This is a genomic window from Streptomyces fagopyri (assembly GCF_009498275.1).
GTDB classification, from domain to species: domain Bacteria; phylum Actinomycetota; class Actinomycetes; order Streptomycetales; family Streptomycetaceae; genus Streptomyces; species Streptomyces fagopyri.
Window position 1 is genome coordinate 1,130,129 of the sequence record NZ_CP045643.1, and the last position, 16,873, is coordinate 1,147,001.

The window sequence follows — 16,873 nt, forward strand, 5'->3', positions numbered from 1 at the left end:
GAGGGTGCTGCCGCCGGGGCGGTCGCCGTGGCCCGGTCGGACAACGTGAAGAATGGGTACATACGGGGTAGGACCACCTTCGGGGAGCGGAGAGGGTCACCGTGACTGTGAGCGAGGAACGAGAGGCGTCGACCCGTCGGCGCTTCGACGTGGCGGACGCCGCGCCACTTCTGCTCGACGCCCATTTGACCGTGACCGGCTGGACGGCGGACGCCGAGCGGCTGCTGGGACACCGGGCCGCCGAGGTGGTGGGCCATCACGTCGTGGACCTGTTGCTCCCGGACGACGCGGCCAGGGTCACGGAGCGCGCCGAGCGGTGCCGCGGCGTCGGCGGCTGGGCCGGGCTGCTGTCCGTGCGGCACCGGGACGGCCACGCGGTCCGGATGATGGTGCGGGCCGTCCCGGTGCGCGAGGACGGCACGCCGACGCGCTGGGTGGTACTGCTCTCCGACCTCGGCGACGGCCCCGGCTGGGACATGAGCCGGTCCGTGCTGGAGCGCATGAACGCGGGATCGCCGGTGGGCATCGCGATCGTGGACACCGAGCTGCGGTTCGTGTGGTCGAACACCGCCCTGGAGCAGTTCGGGGGCGGTCCGCCGCAGCGACGGCTCGGGCGCAGACTCGCCGATGTGCAGCCTGGGCTCGACGCCGAGGTCCTGGAGGCGAGGATGCGCCAGGTGCTGCGGAGCGGTGAGCCGGTGGTCGGGTTCGAGCACGTGGGCCGCGTACGGTCCGCGCCCCATCGCGAGACCGCGCACTCCTTGTCCTTCGTCCGGCTCGACGACGACCACGGCCATCCGATCGGCGTGTACTACACGGTCGTCGACGTCACCGAGCGCTACCGTGCCCGTCGGCGGCTGGCGCTGCTGGACCGGGCCGGGGAGCACATCGGCCGCAGTCTCGACGTCCTGCGGACCGCTCAGGAACTGGCCGACGTGGCCGTGCCGGGCCTGGCCGACTTCGCCACCGTGGACCTGCTGGATTCCGTGCTCAAGGGAGCCGAACCGGCCGCCGGCCCGCCGGACGACACCGACGCCGTACCGCTGCGGCGCGCGGGCCAGCAGTCGACCCGGGCCGGGGTGCCCGAAACCACCGTGCCCGTCGGCGCGGTCGCCACGTACCAGACGGGCTCTCCCCCGATCAGGTGCCTGGCGGAGGGACGGTCGTGGCGCGAGCAGCGGCTCGATCCGACCGCCGAGGAGTGGGCCACCGCCGGCGAGGGGAGACAGGCCGCCCACTTCTTCGATCTCGGGCTGAGCAGCGTCATGATCGTGCCCATCCGGGCACGGGGCGTCACGCTGGGCATCACCACGTTCTTCCGGCGCCGGCGCCATGATCCCTTCGACGAGGAGGACCTGACGCTGGCGGAGGAGTTCGTGGGCCGGGCCGCCCTGTGCGTCGACAACGCCCGCCGCTACACCCGCGAACGCGACGCCGCACTCGTCCTGCAGCGCAATCTGCTGCCGCACCGCTTCCCCGAGCAGAACGCCGTGGAGGTCTCCGCCTGCTACCGGCCCGCGGACGAGCTGACGGGGCTGGCCGGTGACTGGTTCGACGTGATTCCGCTGTCCGGGGCCCGGGTGGCCCTGGTCGTGGGCGAGGTGACCGGTCACGGCATCGACGGTGCCGCCGCCATGGGACGGCTGCGGGCCGCCGTACAGACGCTCGCCGATCTGGACCTGCCGCCCGAGGAGGTGCTCGCGCATCTGGACGACCTGGTCAGCCGGGCCGCCCGGGAGGAGGGCAGCGGGGCGGACACGCTCACCAGCGGTATGCAGGCCGTCGGCGCCAGCTGTCTCTACGCCGTGTACGACCCGGTGAGCGGGCGGTGCACCATGGCGGGCGCGGGACATCCGGCACCCGCGATCGTCACCCCCGACGGCACGGTCTCGTTCGCCGACCTGCCTCGCGGTCCCGCGCTGGGTGTGGGCGGACTGCCTTTCGAATCAGCCGAGTTCACCCTGGCGGAGGGCAGCCTGCTCGGTCTTCACACGGACGGGCTCATCGCCACGCCCCGCACCGGCCGGGACCCGGAAGCGGGCCGGGAGCGTCTGCGGCGCGCGCTGGAGGGATACCGGGGATCGCTCGACACGCTGTGCCGGACCATCGTGGACGATCTTGTGCCGACCCGCCCCTACGACGACGTGGCGCTGCTGATGGCGCGCACCCGCCGGCTGGGGACCGAGCAGGTCGCGACCTGGGACCTGCCCGGCGATCCGGCGATGGTCGCCGAGGCCCGCAGGGCCTCCACCGAGCAGCTCAGGGTGTGGGGTCTGGAGTCGCTGGCCTTCACCACCGAGCTGGTGGTGAGCGAGCTCGTCACCAACGCCATCCGGCACGCTCCGGGTCCGGTCCGGCTGCGTCTGATCTCCGAGGACGCCCTGATCTGCGAGGTCTCCGACGCGGGTGCCACCGCTCCGCATCTGCGCCATCCGAAGACGACCGACGAGGGCGGCCGCGGACTGTTCCTGATCTCCCAGTTCACCCAGCGGTGGGGCACGCGCTACACCCCCGACGGCAAGATCATCTGGGCCGAGCAGTCCCTGACGGAGCCACCGGTGTGACGCGGGCGCCGCCGCCCCTCTCGCCGGAGCCGCCCGACACCCCTGCGACCAAGGGAAGTTGACAGATTGTTGACCAATTCCTTGGCGAGTGGTGACCGGCGCCGACACTATGGTCTGCCGCATGTCCCCACACCCCCCACGGACTCCCGCCCTCCCTGTTCTCCCTTATCGGAAACCGACCCGCGACCGGGACTACTGGGTCCTCGACGACGTCCTCCCCGACGTGGAAGCCGTCCGCGCCCGCTGCCTCGCCAAGGACGACTGGGTCAAGGGTCACCCGTACACCTCGGAGAGCTGGCCGGGTCTGCGGACGATGCCCGGACTCGAACCGGACGAACTCGCCCGTGTGGAGAGGCTGGTGAAGAAGGCCACCGGAGCGCGGGAGCTGTGGCAGCAGGCGACGGCCTCCGGGGCCACCCTCAACCACAACTGCGTCCAGGTGGTCGGCAAGGACGAGGGCGAGCCGCGCCCGCACACCGACTCCCGGGCCCTGTGCCGGTACGCCGCGGTGCTGTATCTCAACCCGGCGGTGCCCAAGGACTGCGGGACGAGTTTCTACCGGCAGAACCTGCCCGGCGGCCGTCTCGGCGGCAACGTGGTGGCGGCGCCGCACAACAACCTCGTCGAGGCGCTGGGGACGCGCTTCGTACCGCCGGACTCGTTCGTCGAGGACGTCCGGGTGCCGCATCGCCACAACCGGCTGCTGCTCTACAACGCCAACCTGATGCACAGCGCCACCGGTTACGCGGGCACCACCATCGAGGACAAGCGGATGACCGCGGTGTTCTTCTGGATGGCGTGACACTCCACCTCCGGTGAACCCGACCGTTCCTTCGGCGGACCCGGGGGACACTCCTCCCGTCAGCCCCGACCACCCCAGGCACTCTGCCCCGATATGCCCCGTTACGCGCGAACCACGACTCAGTTACGGCGCTCCCAAGTCCTGGTGGCCGGACGGTGAGCTGGTCATGATGGGGGCATGACGTTGGCCTTGCGTGCCATGACGCAACTGGCGGCCTGGCCGGACCTCTCGGAGGCCCGGCCCAGCTGCGGCACGGGGCGGGCACTGCGCTCGGCCCGGGACGAGATCGTGCACTTCCACTCCGATCACGAGGCCGATCTGCATCTGACGGCCCGGGCCATCCGCCGCTACGAGGATCACCTCAGGGGCGCCACGGCGGTCCGGATGGTCCCCGGTTCACGCTGGGTGACCATACGGCTCGATGTCGACGCCGACATCCATCTGCTCCTGACCCTGGTGAGCGTCGCGCTCCAGTCCCACCAGGCGTGGCCCGCCGCCGGTGACACGGCACCGGCCGAGTGCAACGAACACCGCGGCGCGTCGCTGCCGCGCACGATCCTCAGCGGCAGCTGAGGAAAAGGACCCCGCCCGGCGGGCCGTGGTGGCGCGTACCCGTCACGGGGGCCTCCGGCATGCCGCCGGGCCGGTCCGATCGGGCGCGGCCAGGCCAGGCGAAGTGAAGCGAAGAGGATCGTGCAAGCACCCGCGCGGATCGGCCTACTCCGGACCCCGCCGCTCGCGTTTCGATGGTGACGAGCGGTTACGCATCCCTCGCGACACCCACAGGAGCACCGTCATGCCACTCGACCACTACGTCACCCTCGGCCGGTCCGGGCTGCGGGTCAGCCCGTTCGCCCTCGGCGCGATGACCTTCGGAGAGGATCCCGGGGGCGCCGGATGCGGCGTCGAGGAGTCCGAGAGGATCCTCGCGGCCTATCTCGACCGCGGCGGGAACTTCATCGACACGGCGAACTTCTACACCAACGGCCACTCGGAGAAGATCCTCGGCGACTTCCTCGCCGCGCGCCCCGGACAGCGCGAGCGCGTCGTGCTGGCGTCGAAGTTCTTCACCAACCTCTTCCCCGGCGATCCCAACGGGGGCGGCGCGGGCCGCGGGTCGATCATCGCCCAGCTCGACGAGAGCCTTCGCCGGCTGCGCACCGACCATCTCGACCTGTACTGGCTGCACAACTGGGACCGGCACACCCCGATCGAGGAGACGCTGCGCACCCTCGACGACCTGGTGACCGCCGGCAAGATCCGCTACATCGGCTTCTCCAACACCCCTGCCTGGGTCACCGCCCAGGCCCAGACGACGGCGCTGCTGAAGGGCTGGAGCCCGCTGATCGCCTTGCAGGTCGAGTACTCGCTGCTGGCCCGCACCGTCGAGGGTGAACTGGCGCCGCTCGCACTCGACCAGGGCATGGCGCTGGTGCCGTGGAGCCCGCTCAAGAACGGCTTCCTGTCCGGCAAGTACCGGCGGGACACCCAGGTCACCGACTCCGCGCGCACGGCCTTCGTCGGCGGCCCCGGCGAGGACGAGTACCTCGTCATCGACGCGGTGGCCGCGGTCGCCGACGAGCTCGGCACCACTTCGGCGGCGGTGTCGCTGGCCTGGCTGCGGGCCCGCGAGGGCACCGTCGTACCCATTCTGGGCGCCCGGCGTGTCGAGCATCTGGAGAACAACCTCGCCGGCCTGGAGGTGACCCTCACCCCCGAACAGCTCCGCCGGCTGGACGAGGTGTCGGCTCCCGACCTGGACTATCCGGCACCGATGCACGGCGCCCTGCGGTCGATGCTTCAGTTCGCGGGCACCACCGTCGACGGTCACACCTCCACCGTGTACCCGCCGCTCGTCCAGAGCGACGTCCGCTACTGAACCTCAGCGCTCCCGCACCGGGTCACGGTGACGTCGGCCCACCGGGGGCCGGCGGCGAACGACTCCGCGCGGGAGGGCGTCCGCGCGGCGGACAGGTGACGGTTCACGCGCCCGTCCGTCACCGGTGACACGGCCACCGCCCCGTGCGTCCACCGACGCACGGGGCGGTGGCCGTGTCACCGGCACATGGGGATCCGACGCGCGACCGGCCGGCGGGGCGGGTCGAGCGCGACGCCACTCGGGCACGCCCGGTCCACTCCCGGCTCTTGAGTACGCCACTAGGGCCTGTGTGATGTCGTGATCATGTGGTCTTGATCAGGTCATCGATCCAGATCATTGCGGCGCGGAGGTGGAGGCCGGCGAGGTAGCTGTCCGGGGTCTTGTCGTAGCGGGTGGCGATGCCGCGCCAGGCCTTCAGCTTGTTGATCAGGCGTTCGACGGTGTTGCGTTCCTTGTAGAGGTCGGCGTCGTGGCTGACGGGCCGACCGCCTCGTGTGCCCTTCTTCTTGCGGTTGGCGGCCTGGTCCCGTTTTTCCGGGATGACTGCCTTGATTCCACGTTTGCGCAGGTAGGCGCGGTTGCCATGCGACGAGTAGGCCTTGTCCGCGGCGACCGCGCCGGGCTTGGTGCGGGGACGGCCGGCGGGCAGACGGATTCTCACCTTCGCGAGGACGGGGACGAACTGCGGACTGTCCCCGGCCTGTCCGACGGTCAGGACCAGTGCGAGCGGACGGCACCTGCGATCCGCGGCAAGGTGAATCTTGCTGGTCAGGCCGCCCCGGGATCTGCCGAGCAAGGCTTCCCTCAGGCGGAGCTTGTGTCTGCGTCGGACGCGCCGGCGCTCTGTGTGTCCGTCCTGTTCCTCCGGGCCACCCCTTTTTGCCGGGCTGCCTCTTGCTCCTGCGCGGCTTCTTCCAGAGCCTCCATGAGGTGCTTGCTGACGCGCAGCCCTGCGGCATCGTGGTGGGCGCGGACCGTGGTGGAATCCACGCTGACCAGCGACAAGTCCGTTCTTCCCATACGCGCACCCTCGGCGATCAGGCCTTCCAGCAGGTCGGTGAACACAGCGGCGTCCCGCCAGACACGGAAGCGTCCGTAGACGGTCGCCCACGGCCCGAACTCGGCAGGCATCTCCCGCCACTGACCACTGGACCGAAACCGCCAGATCACACCCTCGAACTGCTCCCGCAACCGCTCCGGGTACGGGCCGTACCTACCGATCGGCAGGTACGGCTCGATGAACTTCCACTGGGCATTGGTGAGTTGCCTACGTGTCACGACCACTGTCCTATCGGATTCCACCCCTCGAACAGGACAAAACCCAAGAATGATCACGACATCACACAGGCCCTAGCACGCGACTGTACAAAAAACGGTGTAACTCCCCACCGGAGAAACGCGGTGGCGCGAGGTGACGGACGGACTCGGCCACCGCGCGACGACACGCACGACCCGACCGGCCGAGCCCCTCCACCGTGCGCCGCACAGACCCGGTCCCCTCCCCCTCGCGCGGGACCGGACACCGCAGGACTCCCCGAGAACGGCCCGACAACGGAGATCCCATGGCCACTGATCAAGTTCTGACCGGCCCCGCGCCGGCCGGTGAGAGCGGCGCGGCCGCCGAGCCGAGACGCCCCCGCCCCGCACGTCTGCCGTCCCTCACCGGCCTGCGGTTCCCCGCCGCGCTCGCCGTGTTCGCCCACCACGCCTTCCTTCCGATACCCCCACTGCGGCTGCTGGCCGACGACCGCACCGAGTACCGTCTGGCCGACTGGTTCGGGCAGTCCGGCGGCCTCGGAGTGGCGTTCTTCTTCGTGCTCAGCGGGTTCGTACTGACCTGGTCGGCGCGGGACAGTGACACCACGACGGCGTTCTGGCGGCGCCGGTTCGTCAAGATCTACCCGATCTACGTGGTCGCCTGGGCCCTCGCCATGCTGCTGTTCGCCGGTTCCTACACCTCCACCCGCGTCGCCGTCGCCAACCTCTTCATGGTGCAGGTGTGGGTGCCCAGCTACTTCACCAACTTCAGCGTGGACTCGCCGAGTTGGTCGCTGGCGGTGGAAGCCGTCTTCTATCTGTGCTTCCCGCTGCTGCTGCACGTGTTCCGGCGTATCGACCCCCGTCGCCTCAAGTACTGGATCGCCGGGGCGATCGCCGCGGTGGTGGCCACCCCCGCGCTGGCGTACGCCCTGTTCCCGAAGACCCCGCCGGTGCCCAGCGGCCAGGTCCTCTCGGTCTCGCAGTACTGGTTCGCCTACGTGCTGCCCCCGGTCCGGATGGCCGACTTCGCCCTCGGCATCCTGGTGGCGCTCGCGGTGCGGCACGGGCGCTGGCGCAACATCGGCATGGTCTGGTCGAGCCTGCTGCTGGCCGGCGGATACTGGCTGACCTTCCACGTGCCCTACCTCTACGGACAGCGCGCCACGATGATCCTGCCGATCGTGCTGCTGATCGCGGCCACGGCGACCGCGGACATCGAGGGGCGCTTCACCCTGTTCCGCAATCGCGCGATGGTCCGGCTCGGCGAGATCTCCTTCGCCTTCTACCTGTTGCACTACACGGCGCTGTCCACGCTGCGCAAGACGCTCGGCACGCAGCACATGTACTCCAGCACGGCGGGCTTCGCCATGCTGTTCGGCACCGCCGCCGTCACGGTGCTGCTGTCGTGGGTGCTCTACTCCACGGTCGAGGCTCCGCTCATGCGCCGGTTCAGCCGGTCGCGCCGCTCGAAGGCCGGCTGAGCGACGCCGGGTCCGCGGAACGCGTCCGAGCGCGAGTTCCTCGCCGAAAGCGGCCGGGGTCCGTGGCGTCCGCGTCCGTCGGGCAGCCGACCGCCGTCGGGGCACCGGTCCGCGCCGGTGTCCCGACGGCGGTCGCGGCGTCCGTACGTCCCGGAAGGCGGGGCCGGGCGTCCGACGACCGCCGTCGAGCGGATCCCGGCAGGGACGCCGGCCGGCAGCCGTGGCCGCACCGGCCGCGCCCGGTGCGGTGACGGCGGTCAATGGCCTGGGACACGCGGGCGGCCGTCGGGTGGGGGCGGGGCGGGCGCCGGCAACGGCGGTGGCGACGGCGACGCGGTGGGGATGTCGATGTTCATGAACTCCGCCCAGGCGGCGCCGGATTCGGTGGACCACAGCAGGTCGAGATCGGGATCGTGGGCGATCCAGTCTCCCGTCAGCGTGCTGTCGGGCGTCCGCAGGCTGCGGTCGAGCTGGTTGAGGGCGGACCGGTTGCAGTCCTGCTGCCAGTGGACGCGCGAGTACCCCGCCGGTAGGCACTCGTCGGGCAGCGTCATCGCGAGCGCGAGGAAACAGGCCGCGTTGTAGTGGGTCATCCAGCCGGTCGACCCCTTGCGGACCGGCCCCCAGTGCTGCGAGGTCGCCCGGGGATGGGTGATGGTGCTGTGGGTGTGGGCGTCGTGGGCGGAGCCCGTCGTGGTGTGGTCGTGGAAGAGCAGACGGCGGACACCGGTGCCACGCGCCGGGACCCGGGTGCCGACGAGCACTTCCCGGGCCACGCGGTCGAACGCCAGGGCCACCAAGCCCTGTTGCCGGTCGGCCGCCACACTCGTACGGCCGTGCCGGCCGTTGAGATGCAGCTGGGTGAGATCGTGCGCGGCCAGGGCGATACGGATCGCGCCCAGGAACGTACGACGCTGGGACCGCCGCGCGGGAAGGGGCAGGGGCATCAGCCACGAGCCCCAGTAGCGGCGCTCACCGCTGTTGGACCGGCCGCCGGGAACACAGTTGCGCAGCCAGCGGCGCAGCAGGGAACGCAGGCGCAGTCGCGCGCAGATGTCGGCGAGGTGTTCCCGCGCCAGGCGGGCCATTCCCTCGAGTTGTGTCATCCGCTCGGGCGGGAGGTCGCGGGCGCGCAAGAGGGGCCGGGCCGCGCGGGAGTACGCGATGGCCATGCGGTACGCGGTCTCTATGTGTTCCGGCCACAGCTCGGTACACCGCTGGTAAGTGGCGATCGCCCGTTGGTAGTTGCCCGGATGGTGGGCGTGCATCAGCTCGATGAGCGCCGCCTCACCGTGCCGGATGAGCAGATTTCCCGGCGCGAACTTGACGGCCTGACTGTAGGACAGCAGCGCGGTGCCGTAGTCGACGCCCGCACTCGCGTCGTCGGCTCGCGCCTGCGCGTGCACACGCTGCTCGTGAACGCCCTTGCGGTAGTGGGTGAAGGCCCGTTCGTCCTCCCCCCAGCGCTCCCAGCGCGGAATCCTGCGCAGCATCTCCGGCTGGTTGCGGACCTGCACGATGCAGTAGACGGCGACCTTCTCGACGAGGCTCTCCTCGTCCTCCTCGGCGACGACGCGGGCGGCGACGATGCGGTTCTTCGGCACCCGCAGGATGCGCACGGACACGCGGCGGACGGCACCGTGGGGTTCCAGTTCATGGAGGTGGACGGCGTACCCGGGGGGACTGGCGAGGGCGACACGGATCAGGGACTCGACCCAGCCCTGCGCGGGCGTGGAGGTCTGGGGCCGGCTGACGGCCGTGGCGGCGGACGGGCTACCGGGAGCGAGGATGCTGTCCCTCTGGTGCTCGGTCAGGTGGGCGGCGAGATGGGCGGTCAGGTGCGCGCTCGGCGCCGCGGTTTCGCCTTCCTCGACGGGGTGCTCGGGCAGCAGGATGAGCGGCAGGACCCGGCCCCGGGCACGCACGCGATGCACGAGCGCCGACACATTGCGTACGACCCCGAGCGCGATCAGGGCGGCGAAGGCCAGGAGGAACCAGTTCGCCACCGTGCCGAGCGCTCGTACCACCGCGTCGTCCACATCCATGTCCGCCCCCCCGCGGTGTTCACCGACCCTCGCGTGCCGATGTCATATCCACGTATGCACGGAATAGGCCATTCATCGGAGGGCGAGATGCTTTTGTCATCACATGGCCGCCGTCGGGTGCGGTGACTCCCGACGGGTCCGGCACGGCGTCAGGGGCGGGGCCAGGGCCGGCCGCCCAGCCGTTCGATGTCGGTGTTGAAACGTCGTAGGCAGGCGGCGAACCCGGCGATGTCGTCGTCCGACCACGCGGCCATCACTCGGTCCAGACCCTCGACGTGGGCCTGCCCATGCGGCCGCCGCCTTCCTGTCCCATCGGTCCCCCTCGCCGGCTCGCATCGACTCCCGGCGGCCCTCACCCTCGCCCGGCGTGCCGAACTCTCGCCGCGCCCACCCCCGGCGAGATATGCAGCTTACATTCAATGTGTGCAATACACGCTCCGTGTACGATGCATATCGTCCCTCCGCATACAGGTACCGCAGACAAGTACGAGGAGCCCCTCTATGGATGCCACCCAGGCATCGAGCCGCTCGGGCGGCGTGGTCGCCACGCTGGCCTTCGCAGGCATCACGGCAGCGATCATGCAGACCCTGGTGACGCCGCTGATCGCGGAGTTGCCGCAGCTCTTGGACACCACCTCGTCGAACGCGGCCTGGGTGATCACCGCGACCCTCCTGGTGGCCGCCGTCTTCGTCCCGGTCTCCGGGCGCCTGGGCGACCTCCTGGGCAAGCGCAGGATGCTCCTCGCCTGCTCGGTACCGCTGATCGTCGGCTCGGTGGTGTGCGCGCTGTCCTCCTCGGTGGTCCCCATGATCGTCGGGCGGGGTCTCCAGGGCATGGGCATGGGCATGGTCCCGCTCGGCATCGCCCTGCTGCGTGACGTGGTCCCCACGGAGAAGCTGAGCTCCTCCATCGCGCTGGTCAGCGCCTCCATGGGCATCGGCGGCGGCCTCGGACTTCCCATCGCCGCGGCTGTCGCCCAGTACGCGAACTGGCGGGTGCTCTTCTGGGGTGCCGCCGTCATGGCCGCGGTGGTGGCGACACTCGTCTGGTTCCTGATCCCCGACATCCCCGCCGGCGCCAAGGGCCAGCGCTTCGACCTGCCCGGCGCGCTCGGCCTCGGCGCCGGACTCGTCTGCCTGCTGCTCGCGGTCTCCAAGGGGGCCGACTGGGGCTGGGGTTCGGCCACCACCATCGGACTGTTCACCAGCGCCGTCGTCGTTCTGCTCGGCTGGGGAGCCTGGGAGCTGCGCACCCGCGACCCCCTGGTCGACCTGCGCACCACCGCACGACCGCGGGTGCTGCTCACCAACATCGCCTCGGTCTTCGTCGGCTGCGCGATGTACGCCAGCATGCTGGTCCTGCCGCAGTTGCTGCAGTTCCCCGAGGCCACCGGCTACGGCCTGGGGCAGTCGATGCTCGCGGCCGGTCTGTGGATGGCGCCCGGCGGCATCATGATGATGTTCGTGTCCCCGCTCGGCGGAAAGCTCACCGACGCCCGCGGACCGAAGTTCACACTGATCTCCGGCGTACTGGTCATCGCCGCCGGCTACGGCCTGGCCCTGACCCTGATGGGTACCGCCTGGGGCCTGATGCTCGTCGGCATCGTGGTCAACAGCGGTGTGGGCCTCGCCTACGGAGCGATGCCCGCCCTGATCATGAGCTCGGTGCCGCTCTCCGAGACCGCCGCCGCCAACGGCTTCAACACCCTCATGCGCTCCCTCGGCACGTCCGTCGGCGCGGCCGTGATCGGAGTCGTCCTCGCCCAGATGACCACCACGCTGGGCGGTCACACCTTCGCCTCCGACGACGGCTTCCGCACCAGCCTGATCATCGGCGGCGGAGTCGCGGTGGTCGCGGCGGTGATCGCCGCCGCCATCCCGGCCGTCCGCGCCGCCGCGGGCGGCGGCGACAAGGCGGCCACGGCCGACGCCCCCGACCGGCACATGGCGGTGGAGGCCTGAGCCACGCGGGCGCGGGTGCCGGGCGCGCGACACCCGGACACAGGACGACGGGCCCCGCTCCTCACGTACTCGGTGAGGAGCGGGGCCCGTCGTCCTGTCAACGCGACGCGATGACACGGGGCGTCGCGATGCGGTCCGCGCCCCGCGCCCGAACCGGAACGCGGTGCGCGCCCCGGGCCAGGGTGCGGTGCGCACCCTGCGCGCGGGTCAGGACGTCGTGCGCGCCGAGCGCCGACGACGGGTGACCACGGTGATCGCTCCGCCGGCCGCGAGGAGAGCGGCGGCGCCGGCGGCGATCGGCAGCGTGTTGCCGCCACCGGTCTCCGCGAGATCCCCGGGCGGGGTGGACCCGCCGCCGTTCGGCGTGGGACCCGGCGGCGTGGTCGACTCGGACGCCGACGGCGTGCCCGGCGTCTGCGGCGGGGTCGACTCCGCGGGCGTCGACGGGGTCGGGCTGCCGGGGGTCTCCGCAGGCGGCGTCGAGGCGGGCGGGGTCGAGGCGGGCCGCGTGGTGGCCGGAGGCGTCGTCCCGGGCGTGCTCGGCGGCTGCGCGGTGCAGTCCTTGCCGCCACCGTTCCACGCCATGATCAGCTTGTCCTTGATGACCGCGCGGTCCGGCCCCTTGGGCAGGTCGCCGTGTTCGAAGCCGTCGACGGCGTCGAACTTGCCGTCGAACTTCACGGCACCGCGGTACAGGTCGATCTGCGCGAAGCAGCCGAGGTCCGGCACCGCGATGTCCAGGGAGTCGGTCTCACCCGGCTTGACCCGCACGGAGTCGAAGTCGTGGAAGACCTGCTCGCCGGAGGTCCTGAAGGTGGCACCGTGCGTGCGGTACGCGGCGAGGGACGCGGTGCACGAACCGGCACCGCCCGCCGCGCGGACCTTGATGTGCACCTTGCCGTCGTCGGTGGGCTTCAGGTTCTGGTCGTCGACGCGGACCCAGTCGTGGAAGCTCGTCCCGTCGAGGGAGAACTCGCAGCGATCGGCCTCGGTCACCGTACCGGCGCCCTGTCCGGGCTTGTAGCCGCCGCCGTTGTCCCAGCCGTCGCCGCCGGGGGTTCCGGAGGCCCAGGCGCCGGGCGCGGCCCCCGTGAGGGCGAGGACCGCCGCGCCCGTCCCCAGCAGGCAGCGGAGGGTGACACGTCTCGCTATGGACATGCAGATCCCATCTCGGTGATCCATGCCCCGGTCGTCGGCGCGGGGCGGCACACGGCAGCCGGGGGCCGCACCGGGGATGAGTGGTCGAAGAATCACTGGACCCATTGGTCACATGGGTCACAGCTCGACCACATAGTCGATCACCCCATGGGGCCTGTCAACTTCGTTGACAGCACGGCGACTTCACATGCGATCACATTTCGTCCGCATCAGGAATAAGTCATTCCCGCGCACCGCTGACGCGCCGGCACCCTCCACCCAGGCCCGTACCCGGGCGCGCCGACGACGGGCGTGCCACGGGTGTGCCCTCAAGTCCGGAGCACGCACGTCCTCCTTCCTCCACGACTGACGGCACTCGGTTCCCTCAACCGTGCGCACCGAGTGCCATCCCCTCCGCGCGATGCTAGGTTCCCGTTCATGAGCGAGGGACCCCGGCGCAGCGACACCGCCGACACGACGCCGGCGAAGCCCCCCATGCGGGACGCGCTGGTCGCGGCGGCTTTCCGGCTGTTCCCCGAACGCGGCTACGAGCAGACCACCGTCGACGACATCGTGGCCCTCGCCGGGGTCGGCCGGCGGTCCTTCTTCCGTTACTTCCCGTCGAAGGAGGACGTGGTCTTCCCGGACCACGAGCGCTGCCTGGCCGACATGACCGCCTTCCTCGCCGACGGCACCGCCGAGGACGAGCCGGTGCGACGGGTCTGCGACGCGGCCCGGCTCGTGCTGCGCATGTACGCAGAGAACCCGACCTTCTCCGTACAGCGCTACCGTCTCACCAAGAAGGTGCCCGGCCTGCGCGCCTACGAGCTGTCGGTGGTCTGGCGCTACGAACGTGCCCTCGCGGAGTATCTGCGCGGACGCTTCGGAGGCCGCCCCGACGGCAGCCTGCGGGCCGATGTGATCGCCGCCGCCGTGGTCGCCGCGCACAACAACGCCCTGCGCTCGTGGCTGCGTTCGGCCGGGCAGGGCGACGCGGACACCGCCGTCGACCACGCCCTCGGCTTCGTCCAGGCGATGTTCGGTGACGCTCCCCCCGGCGCTCCGGCCGCTGCGGCCGAGGAGCGGGAGGAGGACGTGGTCGTCGTCATCTCCCGGCGCGGGACCCCCATGTGGCGCGTGGTGCGGGAGATCGAGTCCACGCTCGGGCACGACTGACCGAGCCGCACGGGACGGCCCGGACCGGACCGGACCGGATCCGCCGAACAGAGCGCCCGGACCGGGACCGCCCGGGCGGAACGGGCCCGGGCGGAACGGCCCCTACAAGACCGCCCGTACGGTCCCGATCGACCGGGACCGGTCGGCCGCGGCCGACCGGGTCGGGCGCGGGCCGACCAGGCGCGGGCGCAACCGGGAAGCACCGCTCGGCCACCCGAGGGTACCGAGTGCCTTTACGAGTGGCACTGAGTGCCATACCCTGTGGCTCGTGCGCGGCGATCCGGGCACCTTCGACTCCGGCCGAGCGCAGGGAGATGACATCGTGCACCACCCAGGAATCGCCCTTCATCCGGGTCCCCGACCCTCGACGGACGTGCTCGGCACGGAACCCGATCGCGGCGACCCGGACGCCGTGGACCTCGCCACCGACCTCGTGGTGAACGCGAATCCGGCCTCGGACGCCCTTCTGTTCCAGCGCTGCCGCTGGTGCGGCAGCGCGATGTACCAGCGCCTCCTGTGTCCCGTCTGCGCGGGCAGCGACCTGCGGACGGAGGCGAGCACCGGAACCGGTGTCGTCCGTCACGCGACCGTCATCCACCGCAACACCCCGGCCGCACGGAACGTCTCCCTCGTCGAGATGGCCGAGGGCTTCACCGTCCGGGGCAGGGTCACGGGACTGGCCACCGACGTGCACAGCGGAGACCGGGTCCAACTCACCACCGCGCAGGACCCGGTACGCAGCCAGCCCGTGTTCCAGCTCGTCGACGGGCCGTACCGGAGCCGGAACTGACACTCCGTGCCCCGGGCGGCCGAACGCACCGTCGTGCGGAACCGGTCCGTCCGGCCCCCCGTTCCGGTCAGCCGTCACGTCCACGTCACCGACGACGACCGTGCGCGTGTACTGCGTGGAGCAGTTGCCGCAACTGCGCACCAGCTTGCCGGAGTTCGACACCTGAAAGCCCGTCACGGTCAGCTCCCCCGCGCCGTTGAACTGCAACACCTTGTCCGAGGCCGCCTTCGCGCCGCCACCGGTCACGGTGTACGTGGCGGAGGACGACGTGCCCTTGAAGGTGGCCGCGTCCTCACCGACGTCCTCCCACCACATGTTCCGCAGTGTGCAACTGCCCGCGCAGTGGATGCCGTCGGCGGCCGGGGCCCCGATGACGACGTTCTTGAGAACGGCACCGTCCGCGAGGTCGAAGATCGGGTCCTGGTCCTCGGACTGGCCTCCGCCCCCGAGGTCGCCGCTGCCGTGGAACCGCTGGAGCCTGCCGTCGTAGGTGCCCGCGCCGGACGTCACCGAGGCGACGACGGTCGAGGCGGGCTCGGCGGTGTAGCCGTCGGGGACCCCGGACCCGTCGCCGCGCCGTAATCGGCGGCGCACCGGCTCGGGGGCGTCGGACGGGGGTCCGGCCGGTGCCGGGCCCCCGTCCGACCCTCACGGGGTCAGCGAGATGCGTAGTCCCACCGTGCCCTCCCGGCCGCGGCGCAGCCGGCTGCCGAAGAGGGTGAGACGGCCGAGGACGCCGTACTTGCGCGCGATCAGACCGCGGTAGCGCGCCGTCGCGGTCTGGTCGAGGATCTCCGCCGTGGCGGGAACCTGGTCACCGGTCGGGTTGCCGCGTACGTCGCAGGGACCCACGAGAACGTCCGGCCGGTTGCGGATCCGTTTCACCTTCCAGGAGTCCGCGACGGTCCAGGCGCCGAGCGCGTCACCGTCCCGGACCACCCACACGGGCGTCGGGACGCCCGTGCCGTTCTTCCGGTAGCTCGTGATGAGAAGGAACTTGCCCGAACGGAGCGTGTCGAGCCTTGTCTCGTCCATGCCGGGAGTCTAGGCAATCCGAGCTCAGGACAGCTGTCCGTCGTAGTCGGGCAGCTTGAAGGTGCGCTCGGCGTGCCCCCCGACGAGGTCCGAGTCGTTGTTGCCGACATTGGCGATGATGGTGTAGCCGAGGGACTCGATCTGGGCCCGCTTGCCCGTCTTGTAGGCGCTGACCTCGTCGAACAGGTCGGGCAGGTCACGCGTGTAGAGGCCGGAGACCGGATAGCCGACGGACGTCAGGTTCCACTTCGTCTCGGCGGCGATGATGCCCGGACGCGCGCTGATGAAGAAGACGTCGACACCGCGGGAGCGCGCGTAGCGGGCGAGGTCGAGCGACGGCGCGACGGCCGGCGTGGGCAGCTGGTACCAGGGGTGGAAGTCCGTCTCCAGCGCGGTGTTGTCGATGTCGAGGACGAGGGCCAGCTTCTGCCCGGACGCGTTCGCGGTGCGCTGCTGGACGTAGGGCACCGCCTGGTCGAGCACGGCCCGGACGTCCTGCTGCCAGGTGGCGTAGTCGACGTCGGCCACCCGCGTCGCGGCCACCGCCGTCCGGGCCGGAGCCGCGGCGGCGGTCCCCGCGACGGTGACGGTCCCTCCGATGCCCAGCGCGACGACCGCCGAGAGCGCGCCGATCCGGCGGCCCACACCATGTCCAGTCATACTCGTCCCCTTTTCACGTCGGAGCGGTGAGCGTGCCTCGGTCATCACCGCGCGACCGATGATCGTGCCTAAGGATGGACGA

At 71.1% G+C, this 16,873-nt stretch carries 12 protein-coding genes and 2 pseudogenes; 8 read left to right on the forward strand and 6 right to left on the reverse strand.

Annotated elements, in window-relative coordinates; all coding sequences use genetic code 11:
- Positions 1–107: 107 nt before the first annotated feature.
- The 4 genes from GFH48_RS04790 (at position 108) to GFH48_RS04805 (ending at position 5,245) form a co-directional block, all read left to right on the forward strand.
- Positions 108–2,564: a SpoIIE family protein phosphatase gene (locus tag GFH48_RS04790; protein WP_407698610.1), complete on the forward strand. Its 2,457-nt coding sequence runs from the start codon at positions 108–110 to the stop codon at positions 2,562–2,564.
- 121 nt (positions 2,565–2,685) lie between these two features.
- Complete coding sequence (locus tag GFH48_RS04795; RefSeq protein WP_153287055.1) at positions 2,686–3,366, forward strand: DUF6445 family protein; 681 nt, start codon at positions 2,686–2,688, stop codon at positions 3,364–3,366.
- A gap of 177 nt (positions 3,367–3,543) precedes the next feature.
- The gene (locus tag GFH48_RS04800) at positions 3,544–3,939 is read left to right on the forward strand and encodes a luciferase domain-containing protein (protein WP_153287056.1); all 396 of its coding nucleotides are present in this window, start codon (positions 3,544–3,546) and stop codon (positions 3,937–3,939) included.
- A gap of 223 nt (positions 3,940–4,162) precedes the next feature.
- Positions 4,163–5,245: an aldo/keto reductase gene (locus tag GFH48_RS04805; RefSeq protein ID WP_153287057.1), complete on the forward strand. Its 1,083-nt coding sequence runs from the start codon at positions 4,163–4,165 to the stop codon at positions 5,243–5,245.
- A gap of 301 nt (positions 5,246–5,546) precedes the next feature.
- On the opposite strand, the pseudogene GFH48_RS04810 reads toward GFH48_RS04805, so the two are convergent.
- Positions 5,547–6,523, reverse strand: a pseudogene (locus GFH48_RS04810) (IS5 family transposase).
- Between the two features lie 284 nt (positions 6,524–6,807).
- On the opposite strand from GFH48_RS04810, the gene GFH48_RS04815 reads away from it, so the two are divergent.
- Entirely contained in the window at positions 6,808–7,986 is a 1,179-nt protein-coding gene (locus tag GFH48_RS04815; RefSeq protein ID WP_153287059.1) for an acyltransferase family protein, read from the forward strand.
- Between the two features lie 257 nt (positions 7,987–8,243).
- Here GFH48_RS04815 and GFH48_RS04820 read toward each other — a convergent pair whose 3' ends face one another.
- Positions 8,244–10,031 carry a tetratricopeptide repeat protein gene (locus tag GFH48_RS04820; protein ID WP_153287060.1) on the reverse strand — a complete coding sequence of 596 codons (1,788 nt, stop codon included), beginning with the start codon at positions 10,029–10,031 and terminating at the stop codon, positions 8,244–8,246.
- 501 nt (positions 10,032–10,532) lie between these two features.
- On the opposite strand from GFH48_RS04820, the gene GFH48_RS04830 reads away from it, so the two are divergent.
- Positions 10,533–11,993: an MFS transporter gene (locus GFH48_RS04830; protein WP_153287061.1), complete on the forward strand. Its 1,461-nt coding sequence runs from the start codon at positions 10,533–10,535 to the stop codon at positions 11,991–11,993.
- A 207-nt stretch (positions 11,994–12,200) separates the two neighbouring features.
- On the opposite strand, the gene GFH48_RS04835 is transcribed toward GFH48_RS04830, so the two are convergent.
- A complete protein-coding gene (locus GFH48_RS04835) occupies positions 12,201–13,151 on the reverse strand; it encodes an LAETG motif-containing sortase-dependent surface protein (protein ID WP_153287062.1) in 951 nt (316 codons plus the stop codon).
- Between the two features lie 474 nt (positions 13,152–13,625).
- Between GFH48_RS04835 and GFH48_RS04840 the strand changes: the two genes are divergently transcribed.
- Both GFH48_RS04840 and GFH48_RS04845 read left to right on the forward strand, forming a co-directional pair.
- A complete protein-coding gene (locus GFH48_RS04840) occupies positions 13,626–14,306 on the forward strand; it encodes a TetR family transcriptional regulator (protein WP_194280824.1) in 681 nt (226 codons plus the stop codon).
- Positions 14,307–14,718: 412 nt separating this feature from the next.
- Complete coding sequence (locus tag GFH48_RS04845; RefSeq protein ID WP_228121269.1) at positions 14,719–15,096, forward strand: Zn-ribbon domain-containing OB-fold protein; 378 nt, start codon at positions 14,719–14,721, stop codon at positions 15,094–15,096.
- A 69-nt stretch (positions 15,097–15,165) separates the two neighbouring features.
- On the opposite strand, the pseudogene GFH48_RS04850 reads toward GFH48_RS04845, so the two are convergent.
- The 3 genes and pseudogenes from GFH48_RS04850 to GFH48_RS04860 all read right to left on the reverse strand — a co-directional run.
- Positions 15,166–15,594, reverse strand: a pseudogene (locus GFH48_RS04850) (pectate lyase); the annotation flags it as partial.
- A gap of 150 nt (positions 15,595–15,744) precedes the next feature.
- Positions 15,745–16,131 carry a PPOX class F420-dependent oxidoreductase gene (locus tag GFH48_RS04855; protein WP_153287064.1) on the reverse strand — a complete coding sequence of 129 codons (387 nt, stop codon included), beginning with the start codon at positions 16,129–16,131 and terminating at the stop codon, positions 15,745–15,747.
- 24 nt (positions 16,132–16,155) lie between these two features.
- Entirely contained in the window at positions 16,156–16,791 is a 636-nt protein-coding gene (locus GFH48_RS04860) for an HAD family acid phosphatase (protein ID WP_153287065.1), read from the reverse strand.
- Positions 16,792–16,873 lie beyond the last annotated feature (82 nt).